14 protein-coding genes and 3 pseudogenes are annotated in these 17,089 nt (G+C 39.1%); 10 read left to right on the forward strand and 7 right to left on the reverse strand.

Annotated elements, in window-relative coordinates:
* Positions 1 to 156: 156 nt before the first annotated feature.
* The 8 genes and pseudogenes from PI95_RS04070 to PI95_RS04105 all read left to right on the forward strand — a co-directional run bounded on the left by PI95_RS04070 (position 157) and on the right by PI95_RS04105 (position 9,097).
* Positions 157 to 3,276, forward strand: a complete 3,120-nt coding sequence (locus PI95_RS04070; RefSeq protein ID WP_039744645.1) for an efflux RND transporter permease subunit — start codon at positions 157 to 159, stop codon at positions 3,274 to 3,276.
* A gap of 135 nt (positions 3,277 to 3,411) precedes the next feature.
* Positions 3,412 to 3,948 (forward strand): hypothetical protein, encoded by a 537-nt coding sequence (locus PI95_RS04075; protein WP_039744648.1) that lies wholly within the window; start codon positions 3,412 to 3,414, stop codon positions 3,946 to 3,948.
* A gap of 45 nt (positions 3,949 to 3,993) precedes the next feature.
* The gene (locus PI95_RS04080; protein ID WP_039744649.1) at positions 3,994 to 4,917 is read left to right on the forward strand and encodes a cation diffusion facilitator family transporter; all 924 of its coding nucleotides are present in this window, start codon (positions 3,994 to 3,996) and stop codon (positions 4,915 to 4,917) included.
* Positions 4,918 to 5,382: 465 nt separating this feature from the next.
* Complete coding sequence (locus PI95_RS04085; RefSeq protein ID WP_039744653.1) at positions 5,383 to 5,868, forward strand: DUF2808 domain-containing protein; 486 nt, start codon at positions 5,383 to 5,385, stop codon at positions 5,866 to 5,868.
* A 31-nt stretch (positions 5,869 to 5,899) separates the two neighbouring features.
* On the forward strand, positions 5,900 to 6,601 hold the full coding sequence (gene rppA, locus PI95_RS04090; RefSeq protein ID WP_039744657.1) for a two-component system response regulator RppA: 702 nt from the start codon (positions 5,900 to 5,902) through the stop codon (positions 6,599 to 6,601).
* Positions 6,591 to 7,964, forward strand: coding sequence for a two-component system sensor histidine kinase RppB (gene rppB / locus PI95_RS04095; protein ID WP_039744811.1), 1,374 nt, complete (start codon positions 6,591 to 6,593; stop codon positions 7,962 to 7,964). The genes rppA and rppB (PI95_RS04095) overlap by 11 nt, the downstream gene beginning before the upstream one ends.
* Positions 7,965 to 8,401: 437 nt before the next feature.
* Positions 8,402 to 8,479, forward strand: a pseudogene (locus PI95_RS04100) (hypothetical protein); the annotation flags it as partial.
* Between the two features lie 138 nt (positions 8,480 to 8,617).
* Positions 8,618 to 9,097, forward strand: coding sequence for a hypothetical protein (locus PI95_RS04105; RefSeq protein WP_039744659.1), 480 nt, complete (start codon positions 8,618 to 8,620; stop codon positions 9,095 to 9,097).
* Positions 9,098 to 9,241: 144 nt separating this feature from the next.
* Here PI95_RS04105 and PI95_RS04110 read toward each other — a convergent pair whose 3' ends face one another.
* The 7 genes from PI95_RS04110 to PI95_RS04135 all read right to left on the reverse strand — a co-directional run bounded on the left by PI95_RS04110 (position 9,242) and on the right by PI95_RS04135 (position 14,417).
* Positions 9,242 to 9,883 carry an IS630 family transposase gene (locus PI95_RS04110; RefSeq protein WP_163518595.1) on the reverse strand — a complete coding sequence of 214 codons (642 nt, stop codon included), beginning with the start codon at positions 9,881 to 9,883 and terminating at the stop codon, positions 9,242 to 9,244.
* Between the two features lie 45 nt (positions 9,884 to 9,928).
* The gene (locus PI95_RS04115; RefSeq protein ID WP_052324949.1) at positions 9,929 to 10,129 is read right to left on the reverse strand and encodes a hypothetical protein; all 201 of its coding nucleotides are present in this window, start codon (positions 10,127 to 10,129) and stop codon (positions 9,929 to 9,931) included.
* A gap of 171 nt (positions 10,130 to 10,300) precedes the next feature.
* On the reverse strand, positions 10,301 to 10,786 hold the full coding sequence (locus PI95_RS35555; protein WP_063842342.1) for a transposase family protein: 486 nt from the start codon (positions 10,784 to 10,786) through the stop codon (positions 10,301 to 10,303).
* Positions 10,787 to 10,818: 32 nt separating this feature from the next.
* Positions 10,819 to 11,199 (reverse strand): helix-turn-helix domain-containing protein, encoded by a 381-nt coding sequence (locus PI95_RS35560; protein ID WP_039744666.1) that lies wholly within the window; start codon positions 11,197 to 11,199, stop codon positions 10,819 to 10,821.
* A 354-nt stretch (positions 11,200 to 11,553) separates the two neighbouring features.
* Positions 11,554 to 11,967 carry a heavy metal-responsive transcriptional regulator gene (locus PI95_RS04125; protein ID WP_039744668.1) on the reverse strand — a complete coding sequence of 138 codons (414 nt, stop codon included), beginning with the start codon at positions 11,965 to 11,967 and terminating at the stop codon, positions 11,554 to 11,556.
* Positions 11,968 to 12,102: 135 nt separating this feature from the next.
* Positions 12,103 to 12,624, reverse strand: a complete 522-nt coding sequence (locus tag PI95_RS04130) for a cupredoxin domain-containing protein (RefSeq protein WP_236116923.1) — start codon at positions 12,622 to 12,624, stop codon at positions 12,103 to 12,105.
* Positions 12,625 to 12,635: 11 nt separating this feature from the next.
* On the reverse strand, positions 12,636 to 14,417 hold the full coding sequence (locus tag PI95_RS04135; protein WP_236116924.1) for a copper-translocating P-type ATPase: 1,782 nt from the start codon (positions 14,415 to 14,417) through the stop codon (positions 12,636 to 12,638).
* A 127-nt stretch (positions 14,418 to 14,544) separates the two neighbouring features.
* On the opposite strand from PI95_RS04135, the pseudogene PI95_RS04140 reads away from it, so the two are divergent.
* Together PI95_RS04140 and rppB (PI95_RS04145) are read left to right on the forward strand one after the other, a co-directional pair.
* Positions 14,545 to 15,581 (forward strand): annotated as a pseudogene (locus tag PI95_RS04140) (IS701 family transposase).
* A 140-nt stretch (positions 15,582 to 15,721) separates the two neighbouring features.
* Positions 15,722 to 16,906: pseudogene (gene rppB / locus PI95_RS04145) on the forward strand (two-component system sensor histidine kinase RppB); the annotation flags it as partial.
* Positions 16,907 to 17,089 lie beyond the last annotated feature (183 nt).

Consider the following 17,089-nt stretch of genomic DNA (forward strand, 5'->3'; position numbering starts at 1 on the left):
AATAAATTCGTGGCTTAAATAGAATTTTATGCACTCCATACCTCTCCCAGAAATTTCATCCCAATTTCATCTTCATCTGAGAAAGTAGATAAAGTACCCAATATTTAAATTTACTAGCTGCATTAAGAGTACGAATATCCCTCAAAGGGTCTAAAAATGCTTAATTCTGTAGTTAAATGGTCTATTGCTCAACGTTGGCTAGTCGTCATTGCTTCTATAATTATTAGCCTGTGGGGCTTTCGTGTCCTCACCCAAATGCCACTAGACGTATTTCCCAACTTTGCCCCACCGCAAGTTGAAATTATGACCGAAGCCGAAGGACTTGCACCGGAGGAGGTCGAGTCCCTAGTTACTCGTCCGATCGAAAGTGCAATTAACGGAACCCCTGGACTTGAAGCATTACGTTCCTCCTCAGCTGTTGGTCTTTCGGCTGTGCGGGCAACTTTCAGTGGGGATACAGATATTTATCGCGCTCGTCAATTAGTCACCGAACGGTTGCAGCAAGCACGCAGCCAAATTCCGCAGGGTGTCGAAGAGCCAGAAATTCTTCCTGTCAGTTCTCCTCTGGGATGGACTGTTAAATATGCTTTCACTTCCGATACTACACCGATCGTGGAGGTGTGGCGTATCGTCAACTGGCAAGTAAAAAACCGTCTTTTGGCTGTTCCCGGTGTTAGTAATATTGTTGTCTTTGGTGGGGATGAGCGTCAGTACCAAGTGCTGGTTAACCCAGATCAACTCAAAGCATTTAATGTCACCCTGGCAGATGTCACCAAAGCCGCACAAGCTGCTAATGCCAATGCACCGGGAGGATTTTTGATAACTCCCGACCAAGAAACGTTGGTGCGCGGGGTGGGAAGGATTGAATCTATTGAACAATTAAAAAAATCAGTAATTAAAGCTAAAAATGGCACACCTGTTTTATTAGAACAAGTTGCAGATGTACAAATTGGCGCAGCACTCAAACGCGGTGACGGTAGTTTTGGGGGTAAGAAAGCAGTTATTGTCACTGTCAATAAACAGCCAGATGCGGATACACCTAAGGTGACAAAGGCAGTTGAAGCCGCAATAGAGGAGATTAAAGCTGGTTTACCCAAAGATGTCAAAATTACGACTACTTTCCGCCAAGAAGACTTTATCGAAGCCTCCATTAAGAATGTTGAAGAAGCTTTGCGCGATGGTACTATTATCGTCTGCATCATCCTGATTTTATTTTTAATGAATTGGCGGACGGTAATTATTAGTTTAAGCGCCCTTCCGGTATCTTTGTTGCTAGGGATGATGATTCTCAACTGGACGGGACAAGGTATTAACACCATGACTTTAGGGGGATTGGTGGTAGCCATTGGTTCGGTGGTGGATGATGCAATTGTGGATATGGAAAATGTCTATCGTCGTTTGCGAGAAAACCAACTTGCAGGAAACCCCGTCCCACCGTTGCAAGTTGTCTTTAACGGTTCGGTAGAAGTGCGGGTAAGCGTGCTTTTCGCCACTATTATTATTGCCGTCGTTTTTGCACCAATTTTCGCCCTTTCTGGGGTGGAAGGGAAAATTTTTGCGCCGATGGGGCTAGCATATTTACTATCAATTGCTGCTTCCACCTTGGTTGCACTGACATTAACCCCAGCAATGTGTGCGTTGCTGTTAGTAAATACAAAATTACCTAGTACGGAAACTTGGTTAGAGAAACAAACCCATAAACTTTACCGTCCAGCTTTGAAATTTTCTCTGCGTCGTCCCAAAGTTGTTTTAACAACAGCAATGGCGGGTTTTGTAGCAGTATTAGTAATTATGACGGGATTAGGGCAAGTATTTTTACCAGAATTTCAAGACCGTGCCTTAGTAATTGCCGCAGTTCTCATGCCTGGGGAGTCGCTGTCAGCTACCAATCAAGTTGGCTTGGCAATCGAGGAAGCCTTAAAGAACAATCCTGGAGTGGAAACGGCTCAATTACGCTCTGGACGCGCTCAGGGAGATACTGAGGTGGCTGGTGTAAATGCTGCGGAATTGGACGTGCAACTCAGCGAAGAGGGAGCAAAGGATAGGGAAAAAACCATAGAAATAATCCGCAAGGAATTTGAGAGAATTCCCGGAGTTGTACCGAATATTGGTGGTTTTATTTCACACCGGATGGATGAAGTGTTGTCAGGGGTGAGGAGTGCGATCGCAGTCAAAATCTTCGGTTCCGACTTGGAACAACTGCGTACTCTTGGCAAACAAGTACAGTCAGCAATGGGTCAAATTCAGGGTTTAGCTGACTTGCAACTTGAACCGCAAGTACCGATGAAACAGGTGCAAATTCAATTTGACCGCGATGCCGCAGCACGTTATGGTTTGACAATTGGTGAATTATCGGAAGAGGTAGAAACTGCTCTCAATGGACGAGTTGTTTCTCAAGTATTAGAACAGCAACAAACTTTTGATATGGTAGTTTGGTTGCAAGAAAAATATCGCCATAATATCGAAATTATCAGTAATTTGCTTGTTGATACTCCCAACGGACAAAAAATTCCTTTAGCTCAAGTTGCCAAAATTGATTATGGTACTGGTCCCAACACGATTAACCGCGAAAATGTCTCTAGATATATTGTTGTATCGAGCAACGTCGCTGGACGAGATTTAGGTTCTGTGATTAAAGATATCAGAGAAAAAGTAAAGCAGCAGGTGCAGTTACCTCCTGGATATTTTATTGAATATGGTGGTCAATTTGAAGCGCAAGAAGGAGCCACAAAAACTTTATTATTTGCGGGAATTTTAGCATTTTTCGCTATTGCAGTTATACTTTACTTTGCCGTCAAATCTATTCCTGCTACTATTATGATTTTAATTAACTTGCCTCTAGCATTAATTGGTGGCGTTATTTCTATCGCTTTAACTGGTGGCATTATTTCAGTTGCATCAATGGTCGGATTTATTACATTATTTGGAGTTGCAGCCAGAAACGGATTGCTATTAGTTGAAAACTATAATGCTCGGTTAGCAGAAGGGCAACCTTTACGGGAGGTTTTAATTGAAGGTTCGATGGAAAGATTGGTTGCAATTTTGATGACAGCTTTAGCATCTGCGCTGGGTATGGTGCCTTTGGTAATTGGCAGTGGTGCTGGTAAAGAAATCCTCCAGCCCCTGGCAGTGGTAGTGTTAGGTGGTTTGTTTACATCTACTACTTTGACTTTATTGGTGCTTCCAGCTTGCTATATGCAATTTAGTAAGTTTTTGGTTCCGAAAAAGACGACACAAATACAAAACATACAATTTACTCAAGGTTCCGCAATATGATACTTAATTTATTAATTCTTCCTAAAATACCCCCTGGTAGTTTTTCATACTCACGATGTGTGAAAAACAAAGGTTTATGGGAAGAGATTCTGTCGAACTTACGTTGATTACTAACAACTGATGGGGAGTAAATTAATGAAAAATTTTAAATTAGGCTTCGTTATTTTAGCAAGCACTGGATTACTTTTCTTGGGTGCTTGTAGCGGTGGAAGTCAAGAAAATGCTTCCACTGACAAGACAGAAACTACTAATACAGCAGCAAATACTTCAAAAACTGGTACTGCAAAATCAGGTGAATCATCACAAGAAGATGATGACAAAAAAGGTCATTCCGAAAAACATGAAGAAGGTAAAGAACATTCACATGGCGGTCAAGTTGTTGAAACAGGTAAATATCATTTAGAGTTTGTTGCCGAAAAAGAAGATAAAGGAACTCACTTAGATTTGTACTTAGAAACAGGAGATAAACATGAAACAGTACCTAACGCTAAAGTAACGGCTGATATTCAGTCACCAGATGGAAAACAAACGACAATTCCTCTTACTTATGATGCTGAAGGTAAGTATTACAAAGGGGAAATATCAAACAAAGCAACGGGACCGTATCAGGTGAGAATTAATGCTGAAGTTGGTGGTGAAAAACTAAACGGTCGGTTTAGCTTTAATCAGTAATTAGAAAGCAATTAGAAAATATGAACGATAGTAAGCAGGGGAGTAATGTCTCATAACCACAGCCACGAAGGACACGGACACAATCACAGTGCTGTAAACTACAATCGCGCCTTTGTGGTTAGTGTTGCACTTAATACAGGCTTTGTTTTGATTGAGGCAATTTACGGCATTGTTGCAAACTCCCTTGCTCTACTTGCGGATGCAGGTCATAATCTCAGTGATGTTTTAGGTTTGCTACTTGCTTGGGGAGCCAGCATTCTCGCTCGTCGTCTCCCAACACCTCGTCGTACCTATGGTTTGCGTCGTTCCTCAATTTTGGCTGCGCTGTTAAACGCTATTCTACTACTTGTTGCTTCAGGCGCGATCGCTTGGGAAGCTATCCGCCGTTTTATCGAACCTAGCCCAGTATCAGGTGGTACAATTATCGGCGTTGCTGCAATAGGTATTATTATTAACACGGTAAGCGCTTTGATGTTTATGTCTGGACGGGAAAACGATTTAAATATTAGGGGAGCATTTCTACATTTAGTTGCTGATGCGGTGGTATCTTTGGGTGCAGTCCTAGCTGGTATTGCCATTGTTACAACTGGTTGGTTATGGTTTGACCCTGTTGTTAGCTTAATTATTGTTGTCGTGATTGTTGTCGGAACTTGGCAATTGTTGCAAGAGTCTGTCAACCTGGTTACAGATGCCGTACCAGCAGGAATTGAACCGCTGGCTGTCCGCACATATCTAACGGAACTTCCTGGTGTAACTGGTGTCCACGACTTACATATCTGGGGGATGAGTACCACAGAAACAGCACTCACCGTTCACTTAATAATGCCAAATGGACATCCAGGCGATGCTTTTTTAGTAGAAGTGAATAAACAGCTTCACGACCATTTTAGTATTGAACATACCACAATTCAAATAGAGTTTGGTAACCCCAATTATCCTTGTGTTCTAGCAAATGAAGGTGTTGTTTAGAGTATTTAAACTTAATTTTTTTGCTTTAAGTATTTATTATTTTTAGACTTGGCTTCTAAAGACTACCTGTAAAACTTAGTAAATCTACTATAAAGAATAAACCTCGGAGTTGCGATTGCATTTAAGCACAATGCTATTGATGCACTTGAAAATTTAGCAGAAAAAAGTAGTTTTACTGTCAGGTTAAATAATAATGGATATCGAGAAGCTAATGATTTAATTTATTATTAACAGCTTTGAATTAGTAATACGTAACAATAAATTACTTTCGCTCAAGTTGATTATAATTGAGAATTGTTTAAAATAAGATAAATATAAAGCAAATTTACTTATGATAATTTTTCGGGGATACTATCAAATTTCATCCTAATTTCATATCGCTCTGCCAAACTATTAAATAAATGTGTTGTTCAGCCAAGAAGATGTTGATGGTTGATTTATTTAACTAGCTAGAGGAGTGTAGTAATGAAGAAAGCTTTAATTTGTGCAGCAGCTTTTACCTTGACTGTAGCAGTTTCTATGCCAGGTACTTATGCCAAGTATACAAGAGAATCTGGTAATTTTCCTCATATTGTTAACTTATCAGAATTTCCCCAAGGTATAAAACACTGGCGAATTCTTAGACATACATTAAAGTTAGAAATTCCCCAACAAAGTAAGGCTGTTTATCAACTAAATATCGAAGCTCCAGAGAATATAGTTGTCAGGAATAATATTGATGTGTCTGACCAATCAGGTAAAAAGATTGATACAAAAATTACTATTAATGATAAAAAAGTTATATTATTATTTGCCGAACCAGTGGCTCCTGGAACTATGCTTACCATTGAGATGAATAATGTCAAAAAAACTAGAGTTACTTCTGGAGAAAAACTGTACAATATTTCTGCATTTTTAGTTGGAATAAATGCCGAATTACCAATTGGTGTGGTTCGACTGCGTGTGAATTGATAAATAAATTATAGAACTATATCCGCTTGCCATGAAAGTTTTACTAGTTGAAGACGAATTAGATTTAGGTGCATCAATTAAGCGTAAATTGCATCAAGAAAAATATATTGTTGACTGGGTTCAAGATGGAGATGAAGCATGGAGTTGTCTAGAAAGTAATTGGACGCAATACACATTAGGAATTTTTGATTGGTTGCTACCAGGATTATCGGGTTTAGACTTGTGTAAGCGTCTGCGGGTTCGCAACAATTCATTACCAGTGCTAATGCTGACAGCAAGAGATAGCATGGAAGATAAAGTTGCTGGGTTGGATGCTGGGGCTGATGATTATTTAGTAAAGCCGTTTGGAATGGTGGAATTGTTAGCAAGATTGCGTGCTTTACAACGACGTTATCCTAATTTTAAAGCACCGCAACTACAAGTAGGAAATCTAATTTTAGACTACGCTGCTTGTACTGTTTCGCATCAGCAACCTAATGGTAATAAGCAGATAATTCATTTAACAAAGAAAGAGTTTCATTTACTAGAATATTTGATGAATCGTCCCAATACAATTGTTACCCGCGACCAAATATTGAATCATCTTTACAGTTTTAGCGCGGAACGAGTTAGTAATGTAGTAGCGGCTCAGGTACGACTGTTGCGACGCAAATTATCAGAATATAATTGTGATGGGTTAATTGAAACTGTCCCCAGTATGGGTTATCGTTTTAATCCTGATGATGCAGATTAAATTATTTAATAAAGCTCGTTGGCGACTTGCAGCTTGGTATGCAGCAGTTATGGGCTTAATTCTCATTCTCTGCGGTTTAGTTGTTTACCAGGTGATGATTCAAGCTTACTTAGTTTCTATCGACCGAGAACTGGAGTCTGTCACTGGCACATTACATAATGTAATTGAACCAAGTTTAAAACAACCTAGTCGGTTGTCACCTGCTTTTCAGTTGGTTATACCCAATCTTTGTTTGCCTGACCCTGACTGTCCTAACCAAATAAAACCCAACCACCATCAAATTTTCCATCCGGTACACGGTATTTTTAGTAATGTCTACAAAGATAAACTGTATTACATCCGTTTTATTAATGCTTCGGGAAAGTTAATTGCTGTTGCTGGTTTTGAACCCAAAGAATTACCGCCAATTGTGCGAACAAATGTATGGCAAACAGTTAAAGATAAACAAGGCGATCGCTACAGTCAAAAGTCTTTAGCACTACATACTCAAGATAATCAAATTTGGGGCTATATACAAGTAGGTCGCAGTCTCAAAGAATTGGATAATCGTCTTGCTAGTTTAAAATTGATTGTGGGATTGGGATTGCCAATTTCCATACTTTTAGTTGGTGGTTCGAGTTGGTGGTTAGCAGGGTTAGCGATACGACCAATTGATAGGTCGTATAAACAAATGCAACAGTTTACTTCTGATGCTTCCCATGAATTACGCACACCACTGGCAGCAATTAATGCTACAGTAGAAACTATGCTTGATATGGAGTATCTCTCTGAACAGGAAGCGCGAGATACTCTAGCATCTATTAAACGACAAAATAATCGGTTGGCGGAACTAGTTCAGGATTTATTGCTGCTGTCTCGGTTAGAGCAAAAAACCCTAGCTACACAAAAAGAACTTTGCTGTCTGAATGTTTTAGTTAATGACCTAATTGAAGAATTTTCTGCTTTAGCTAGTGCTGCAAACTTACAACTGACATCTTCAATGGAGTATCATCAACCTCTGTACGTGATGGGGGACGAAGACCAACTTTTGCGCGTACTTACTAATTTAATTGCGAATGCGATTCAATACACTCCCGCAGGTGGCTATATAAACGTTATCCTCAAACGCATCAATGGTAATGCGGTGATTGAAGTTCAAGATACAGGTATCGGGATAGCAGCACCAGATGTAAAGCGGATTTTTGACCGATTTTATCGCGTACATAGCGATCGCTCTCGCAGTACTGGTGGTTCGGGGTTAGGTTTAGCGATCGCGCAAGCAATTGTCCAAACGCACCAGGGTAGTATAGAGGTACAAAGTCAACTAAATAAAGGTACTACCTTTATTGTTCGTTTACCTACGATAAGAACGCCAATTTCATAGATTTCATCCTAATTTCATTTCCTTAAACTAAAGTCGTATTAAGGGGTTTATTACTACTCAGTATTAGTTTAATGTTTACAAGCTTATTTATGATAAAGAGGGCATTTAGTTCTCCTCAAACAGTCATCACCCTTGACAGAAGCAGACTACATTTATGCTCATGTTATGAAAAATACTCAAAAGGGTTAAGTTCATTTTATGACTACTTTTCCCAACCTATAAAATATAAACTATCGCCACAGATCAACCGTAATCGTAACATTGTTAAGACTGATTTATGCATGAATGTGTAATAGCAATTTTAAAATTTAATCTGAATTTTATAACTATATGTAAAACTAATTATAGGTAGATAAATAGAACTTGAACCTGTTCTGCAAAACGCTAAATAGGAGGATTATCATGCTTTTTAAAACTCACACTAAAACTCTGCTAATTTCAAATATTGGATTTTTCGCTATCTAAACCGCAACTCTCCTTCAACCGTGGCTACCTATCGTAACATGAATAAATAATTTTATCAAACTGGCAAAATTTCACCCAAATTTCATCGTGACCTGCCAAAATTGTTAAATAAAGCTTGATTCACTTCCGATGAATTCGCAATCTACCTAGCCTTTCTTATTGAGATAGCTTAAAAATTAAAAGGTAAGATGAAGAAAAAAATAATTTACCTAACTGTGTTCACTATAGCATCTACAGTTACAATTTTCGCTGGTAATGCAACAGCAAAAACAGACAATAACAGGGTTCATCAAATTGATAATTCTTTTCAATTCTCCTCAAATCAGCGATTTGTTAAACATATTTTCAGACTCCACGTTCCTAAGAATGGTAAGCCTCTTTCTCAGCTAATTATCGATGCACCTTCCACTGTAGCAGTAAGCAGTGACATTGATGTACTTAATGATAATGGTCAAAAGCTAAACATCAATGTTTTGGTAAATGACAGGAGAATAACTTTAAATTTTCCGGAAACAGTCACTTTCGCAACTACAAAGAAACTATTGATTTCACTCAATAAAGTGCAACAACCAACAAGTAGTTCTGATTCAATTTATAACCTTTTCGTTAGAGTTGTTGGGAGTGATATTGAGATTCCCATTGGACAAGCTCAGTTCCAGACATTTTAATTTTGGGATTTGGACGGTAAACACGAAAAATTTTATCTAGATTTCATCAATACCTGTCAAACTAATAATTGTAGTTAGTACATACAGTTATTGAGTAAAATATGTTCGCCTTAAACAAGCCAAGGTATACAGCCTATTCCAGGTTCATGCAGTACAGTAACAACAATAAGTAAACCAATTTCGTAAATGCTCAGGATCAAGTAAATCGATGGCAGTTGCTAATAAAACATCAACCATCTTGCTAGTTTTTGGGGAAAATTGACGTAAGAAGGCTTTCAGTTGTGACCACCACAATTCAATGGGATTAAAGTCAGGAGAATAGGCAGATAAATTGAGAACTTTAGCTCCAACAGATTGAATTAACGGTTCAATACTCGACAGTTTATGGGCAGGTAGTCTATCCATCACGACCACCGCACCCGACCATAATTGGGGAACTAAAAACTGTTTAATAAAGACTTCAAAAGCTTGGGAATCCATCGAACCATTTAGGGTCATTACCGCCACTACTTTTTTTAAAGTAATAGCGCCAATAACAGTCACTTTTTCACCTCGATAGAAGGGAGTTAAATCGTAGACCCGTCTTCCCTTGGGTGAACGGGCATGAGTTCGAGTCAACCCTAGCAACACCCCCATTTCATCCAAAAATACTAGCTGTTCAGGGTCAATATTTTTGACTTTCTCCCAATACTCGCATCTCAAAGTTCGGACTCGCTCTGTATCGTTGTTGCTGTTGCGGATTGTCTTTTTTTTTGAGTCAGAGCGAGTTGTTTCAATTCCCGACACATCATGCTAGGACTTACAGATTGATTGTACTTATCGAGCCAATACTCACAATACTCCACTCTTCGTTGCTAGTGGTTGTTCTTCTACCATTTGTGTTAATTGGGTTCGATAAGCGAATAAAACACTTTTAAGATTCCCACCCTGTTTTTGAGGTCGGACATGACCTACACTTTGCTTCTGTTTCAAGAGTTTCTGAACAAAAGCTTTGCTGACATTAAATTGGGCAGCTACTTTCCGAATAGACATCTCCGAAAAATGCCAATACCTCTCTGTGGCTGGGTTCGGATCAGCGATCGCCAACTTCAAACATCAGCCATTATCTACGTAAAAATTAGCGCTTGAGATAGTTACTATTGGTAACAAGGTAGAAATAGGTATATATACACGTTAATTTCACCCTTGTAAATTCTCACTATTTCATATTGGTAAAACTAATGCTCCTATTCGGAATCTTACAAGTCCGCATATCGTCATAATTATTTTTTCATATTTACTTGTATCTAATCTAAATCTTTCAGAGGCTACTCTAAATATTTTTAATATACGAATCAAATGTTCGACAAATATTCTGTCTGAAGCCATTTCTTTGTTTTGCAATTTTTGTGAGATGCTTAATTCTCCTTTTTTCGGTTTTTTCGTGGGAGTCTTAATTGATAGCTCTCCTTGGTAACCTTTATCCCCTTGAAATTTTTGATTCTCGTCAAAGTCTTTTTGACCTTCACGAAACAAAGTTATGTCACTTTTTGGCCCTGGTTCTCCCGCGATTACATCAACAATATCTTGACCACCAGGTAGAACAGTAATCTGATTCTTAAATGTATGAGTTTTCTTCTTCCCAGAGTAATAAATTTGCTGTTCTTTATACTCCCCTGGTCTTTCTCTTGGCTGTTCAGAGCTATCCACTATGAGTTCGTAATCGGTTAAAACTTCTTGAACTATCTCGTAATCTGAAGCGTTTTTTTTACCTGTTCAAGTAAACTTGATGGCAAGAGTTCTTGTAGAAGAGGAAACCAGTAATTAAATGTATCGTTAGCAGTCGATTCGCTCACCCCAAACTGAATTCCTAACAATTGAAACGTTGTCAAATGCCTCAAGTATACCAATGTTAATAGAATTTGCTCTGACGGCGATAACTTTACCTTACGACCACCACCTTTATTTATAATTCTAATTTTCTGTGCTTCGACTTCTTGTTGCTTTTGGGTATGTAAGGTGATTGCCAGATGAATTAGTTGTTCTAGTTGCTCATGCTTTAAACCAACTAATCGCTGCGTTTGCTCTGGATGATTTTTAATGTAACTTAATACTTCACTCATGTTCTTGTGCTAAAAAAGACAATTTTATACTCTTTTACCACAAAACACTTCTATTGTGGAGATGTCTAATTGATATCTCACCTTGTTCATAAACCTTAATGATTTTCTGACGCAAGTCAATTGAGTAAGATTTCATGGTTTTTAAAGAGTGACTCAGTTAACTGTACTACATTTACCTGGAATAGGGTGTATAAAGTTTTTCACTTGTCTATTCCACAAAATTTACAAAAGATTCTTCATCAGTAAAATACAGTACCCACAAGAAACTATTTTTTTTACTATCCTTTCAAATACTGGTTAATTGCAGCTAAAGAAGGATATTGAAACTATAGCAACGCCGAAAGCATTAACTATTTAAGTTCGTTCAATAATAGGACAAATTGTTTGTTCAGAGCTTTCAGGTATTGTTTCCCAACCCGAAAGTAGTCCTTGTAACTCTTGTCTAAGGATGAATAGTTGCCGAATTTGCTCATCAATAGTCATCAGCTTATCTTCCAGTTTTGGTTTTATGTGTTCGCATGGTAATTCACCCCCATCGTAAACATCCAAAAAATCTTTGATTTCTGATAAGCTTAATCCAAGATTTTGGGCGCGTTTGATAAAGTTCAAGCGAGCAAAAACATCGGAGTCGAAAAGCCTAAATCCGCCCTCAGTTCTACCAGAAACTTTAAGTAAACCTAGCTCATCATAATAACGAATAGTTTTAATTGATACGCCGCTTTCCTTCGCAACTGAACCAATGAGTTTTGACTTTTCTTGGACTAACATACTCAGATGCTCCTTGGCTAGATAAAACTCCTAATATTATTTTAAACTCTTCAGCTAACTGGAGAGTCAAGAGAAAACAGCATCCAGAACTCTGCTTGTAGCAAACGCCGCGTGGAAACTCCCTATAAGTGCGCGTTACCTCACTTCCACCACACCGCGAAACATATTCATACCACAAGCAAAAGTGTATTGACCGGGTTGTTGAGGTGTAAACTCAATTGGAGTGACTTGATTGAGTTCTAAATATGAAGCAATATGAAAATCAGGCAACACAACTTGTTCTAAACAGCCACTAGGGTCGTGACGTAAAAACTTAAGCCGCACTGGTTGACCGGCATTAACCACTACTCTACTTGGTTCATAGCCTCCATCTACGGTAATAGTAACTTCTTGAATGCTTTGATAAGTTTTTGCTTTTTGCGATTTGGGTTTACTGAGGAGAAACCACCATATCTCCAGTCCGATTAATCCCAAACCTCCTGCTGTAACTGCACCTTTTACCCACAGAGGTTGCTCTATGCGGTAGAATTGGTTTGTTTGTGAATTTTCGCTGCTTGGCATAGAATGAGTCATCTGAGAATCTGCTTTTCCAGATGCGACAGCAAACGCAAATCCCAGACTGACTAAACTGCCAATAACTGCCTTTTTAATCAACATTTGCTGCTTCCTTATACGATCGCTTTGGCTTTGAAGTTACGCAGACGTAGGGCATTCGTAACCACTGAAACCGAACTAAATGCCATTGCAGCACCTGCGATAATCGGGTTAAGCAACCAACCGAAAAATGGGAAGAGAATACCAGCAGCAATCGGGATTCCAGCAACATTGTAAATAAAGGCGAAAAATAAATTTTGCCGGATGTTGCGAATTGTAGCCCGGCTTAATTGAATGGCGGTAACTATGCTTCGTAAATCACCAGAAATAAGCGTGATGTCACAAGATGCGATCGCTACATCTGTCCCCGTTCCAATTGCCATTCCCACATCGGCTTGTGCTAAAGCTGGTGCATCATTGATACCATCACCAACCATTGCCACAATATGCCCTTTTGATTGTAGTTTTTGCACTGTAGCAGCCTTTTGGTCAGGGCGGACTTCTGCCAAGACGCGCTTTATACCAACCTCATTCGCTATCGCTTCTGCGGTGCGTTGATTGTCTCCTGTGAGCATCACTACCTCTAAACCCAGTTTTTCCAAAGCGCGAACTGCTTGGATGGAAGTGGGTTTAATTGCATCAGCAATACCCATTAATCCTTGAATTTTTCCGTCAACCGCAATCCAAATCGCTGTTTTGCCCAAATACTCCAAACGCTCTTTATCTTGCTGCAAAGCTATTGTGTCAATCCCCAATTCTTCCATCCAGCGTTGCGTACCAATTTGTACCAGACGAGAAGAAACTATACCTTGTACACCACTACCTGCAACTGCCTCAAAATCTTTAACATCTGCTAACTGGACTTCTTGAGATTGCGAGTATCTGACAACTGCTTCTGCTAAAGGATGCTCGGAATTACGTTCCACAGATGCTGCTAGTTGCACCAACTTGATTTCGTTGCCATTGGCAGTACCGTTGACTGTGACAAAATCCGTGACTGTTGGTTTACCTTGAGTGATGGTTCCAGTTTTGTCTAGCACAATTGTTTGAATTTTGTGTGCCAATTCCAAACTTTCAGCACCTTTAATTAAAATACCATTTTCTGCACCTTTACCAGTTCCTACCATCACAGAAGTTGGTGTCGCTAAACCTAACGCACAAGGGCAAGCGATAATTAACACTCCAACTGTAGTCAGCAGTGCTAGGGTAATGTTGCCCATGAAATTGAACCAGATAATGAAAGTGAGTAGAGCGATCGCAATCACCGCAGGTACAAACCATCCGGTTACAGAGTCTGCTAATCTTTGAATTGGGGCTTTAGAACCTTGTGCTTGCTGGACTAATTGGACAATCTGCGCTAGCACGGTGTCACTTCCAACTCGTGTTGCTCGAAACTTGAAACTCCCAGTTTTGTTGATGGTGGCTCCAATAACTTCATCACCTGGTTGCTTTTTGACAGGTAAACTTTCTCCTGTCACCATCGCTTCATCAATTGTGGAAGTCCCCTCAACCACTTCCCCGTCAACGGGAATTTTTTCACCAGGGCGAACTAGTACCACATCTCCAATTTGCACTTCTGCAATCGGAACATCAATTTCTCGTCCATTGCGAATCAAACGCGCTGTTTTAGCTTGCAAACCAATCAGCTTACGGATAGCTTCTGAGGTTTGTCCTTTGGCGCGATTCTCAAACAACCGTCCCAGTAGAATTAGGGTAATAACAACAGCAGCAGTTTCATAATATACATCTGGCATTAAACCTTGATTGATGAAAAAGCTGGGAAACAAAGTGGGAAATAGCGAATAGAAACAGGACTTACGCAACTGGCACAGTGCGATCGCTCTTTTGTAGTACATATGTATTATTAAGGGGGAAAGTCCAAACAGGCTCTTGCTCAAATTAGTAATAGCGATCAATTGTGTGAAGTTGTCTGAATTTCATGAGAAAATTAGTGAAGGGGGCATTAAAAATAAGAATCAGGCGATGATATTTACTAAACTTAACTATTGCCAATATTTACTGAGTAGTCAAATTAATTATACTCTCACAAATTTGGCAAACCATTTAGAAGAGATTAGCCATGACAAAATTAACCGCTATCTTAAAAATGAAAAGTTAACACCACGTTTACTTTGGGATAATGTCAAAGATTTCATCGAAATAAATGAGAACGCATATCTAGTTTTTGATGACACAGTAATTGATAAAAGATATGCAATAGAAATAGAGACAACTAAACGGCAGTATAGTGGTAATGAACATGGTGTCATCCAAGGGATTGGGTTAGTAAATTGTCTGTATGTCAATCACGAAATTGGGAAGTTTTGGGTAGTTGACTATCGTATTTATGACCCTCCTAGAGATGGAAAAACGAAGATAGACCATGTGACGGAGATGCTGCAAAACCTTGTCTACCATAAAGATTTACCGTTCAAAGCTGTCTTGATGGACAGTTGGTATGCAACAAATAAATTGATGTTATCTATTGATGATTTAGGTAAATATTATTATTGTCCTCTGAAACGTAATCGACTTGTTGATGATACAAGAGATAAAAATGGTTATCAAAAAATCGAGTTATTATCTTGGAATGAACAGGAGTTAAAATCAGGTAAAATAGTCAAAATAAAGAAGTTTCCTGGCGCAAAAAAAGTGAAACTATTCCGGGTGACTGTCTCTACCGACAGAACGGATTTTATCGCTACAAACGATTTATCTCAAGACTCTACGGACGTTGTACAAAAAGTGTGTAAAGTATGCCTTCGGCACGCTAACGCGAACGTTGGAAGGTTGAGGAGTTTCATAGAGAACTAAAACAATTGACTGGTATTGAATCATGCCAGTGTCGCAAGGGTCGTATTCAAAGAAACCATATTGCCTGCGCTATTTTAGTCTGGCTTCGACTAAAAAATTTAGCTTACTATAGTGGTCAAACAATTTATCAAATCAAGCATGGATTGCTGTCAAATTATTTAGTTCAACAACTCAAGCGTCCGGACGTTCCCATGTTTATCGTCTAGTTGTTTGGCGCAGGCGCTGCCTTCAGCCATCGCCATTGCTTGAGAAAATGGCGATCGCGCTGTGCCGTTGCGTCAGTTATGCAATACATATGTACTAAAAGTTAGTGATCGCACTGTGCCAGTTGCGTAAGTCCTGTAATTGTAGTAGTGGAGTTAGTTGTATTCAACAGCAACCAGATTTTAAACGTCATTTACTAGGTATAGTTACCAAAACAAATTACTATATGCGTTTTTTTGATACTTCTGGAAAATTGATTGCTACTGCTGGTTCTTACCCACAAGGACTACCCACTATTTTTAATCCAAAAACTTGGCAATTCATCAAAGACACAAAGGAGAAAGATTACCATCAAATTACTGTAGTTTTGCATACCCAAAATCATCAAGATTGGGGTTATATGCAAGTTGGACGAAGTTTGTCAGAGTTTAATGGTTATCTCGATAGTGTGAAATTAATTTTAGTATTGGGATTGCCGATTGCAATGGGAATGATTGCTGCTGCTAGCTGGTGGTTATCAGGATTAGCGATGAAACCAATTTACCAATCCTACAGACAAATTCAACAGTTTACAGCCGATGCCGCACACGAATTACGAACACCTTTAGCTGCTACAGGTGCAACAGTTGAATCAGCGCTTTTAATGCCGCAATTAGAGGAGGAGGAAACACGAGATATTTTGCAAACTATACACCGTCAAAATCAGCGACTTACGACTTTAGTCGTTGATTTGCTAATGTTGGCGCGTTTAGATAAACAACCTATCAAACAACGGGAAGAATGTTGCCTGAATGATATTATCAGCGATTTAATCGAAGAATTTGCAGCAATGGCAACTGCCGCAGGAATAATGCTGACATCTGTAATGCGGGTGCATCAACCATTAAATATTATTGGCAATACCGACCAGCTTTATCGTTTGATTTATAATTTAATTGTTAATGCAATTCAATACACACCTTCATGTGGAGAGGTCACAGTATTCTTAAATAGAACTGACTATTATGCTGTAATTAAAGTTCAGGATACAGGGATTGGAATCCCGCAAAATGAACTTCCTCGCATTTTTGATCGGTTTTACCGCGTTTCGAGCGATCGCTCTCGCAGCATGGGCGGTTCTGGTTTAGGGTTGGCGATCGCCCAAGCAATTGTCCAAGCACACCAAGGTAAGTTGAGCGTGCAAAGTGAATTGGGTAAAGGTAGCACTTTTACAGTTCAATTACCTTTGAATGCGACTCACATGAAAAGCGATGCTTCAGGTAAGCTGCTACGCGAACGTATCTACTCCTTTAAAGTATTACATCGCTTTGTACGTATTATTAAATAATATTTTTGTATAAGAAATCATATATAACCGTGTTTGTTTCTGGTGAACGGTTATGCAGCTGCTGTAAAAATTTCAGCAACTTTGGGTCACTATCATCTACTAAGTCACCCCCACTTTTTGCTCCTAAGGCAGATATTAAATCGTTTAATATTTCTCTAATTCCAGAAATTGCATAAAATGTAA

The organism is Hassallia byssoidea VB512170 (genome assembly GCF_000817785.2).
In the GTDB taxonomy this organism is placed as follows: domain Bacteria; phylum Cyanobacteriota; class Cyanobacteriia; order Cyanobacteriales; family Nostocaceae; genus Hassallia; species Hassallia carrinoi.

Coding starts and splice junctions, on each gene's coding strand:
- PI95_RS04130 (WP_236116923.1), bottom strand. CDS start 12,624: ATGTTGATTAAAAAGGCAGTTATTGGCAGTTTAGTCAGTCTGGGATTT.
- PI95_RS35560 (WP_039744666.1), bottom strand. CDS start 11,199: ATGAGTGAAGTATTAAGTTACATTAAAAATCATCCAGAGCAAACGCAG.
- PI95_RS04070 (WP_039744645.1), top strand. CDS start 157: ATGCTTAATTCTGTAGTTAAATGGTCTATTGCTCAACGTTGGCTAGTC.
- PI95_RS04085 (WP_039744653.1), top strand. CDS start 5,383: ATGAAGAAAGCTTTAATTTGTGCAGCAGCTTTTACCTTGACTGTAGCA.
- PI95_RS04135 (WP_236116924.1), bottom strand. CDS start 14,417: ATGTACTACAAAAGAGCGATCGCACTGTGCCAGTTGCGTAAGTCCTGT.
- PI95_RS04105 (WP_039744659.1), top strand. CDS start 8,618: ATGAAGAAAAAAATAATTTACCTAACTGTGTTCACTATAGCATCTACA.
- PI95_RS04075 (WP_039744648.1), top strand. CDS start 3,412: ATGAAAAATTTTAAATTAGGCTTCGTTATTTTAGCAAGCACTGGATTA.
- rppB (WP_039744811.1), top strand. CDS start 6,591: ATGCAGATTAAATTATTTAATAAAGCTCGTTGGCGACTTGCAGCTTGG.
- PI95_RS04080 (WP_039744649.1), top strand. CDS start 3,994: ATGTCTCATAACCACAGCCACGAAGGACACGGACACAATCACAGTGCT.
- PI95_RS04125 (WP_039744668.1), bottom strand. CDS start 11,967: ATGTTAGTCCAAGAAAAGTCAAAACTCATTGGTTCAGTTGCGAAGGAA.
- PI95_RS04115 (WP_052324949.1), bottom strand. CDS start 10,129: ATGTCTATTCGGAAAGTAGCTGCCCAATTTAATGTCAGCAAAGCTTTT.
- rppA (WP_039744657.1), top strand. CDS start 5,900: ATGAAAGTTTTACTAGTTGAAGACGAATTAGATTTAGGTGCATCAATT.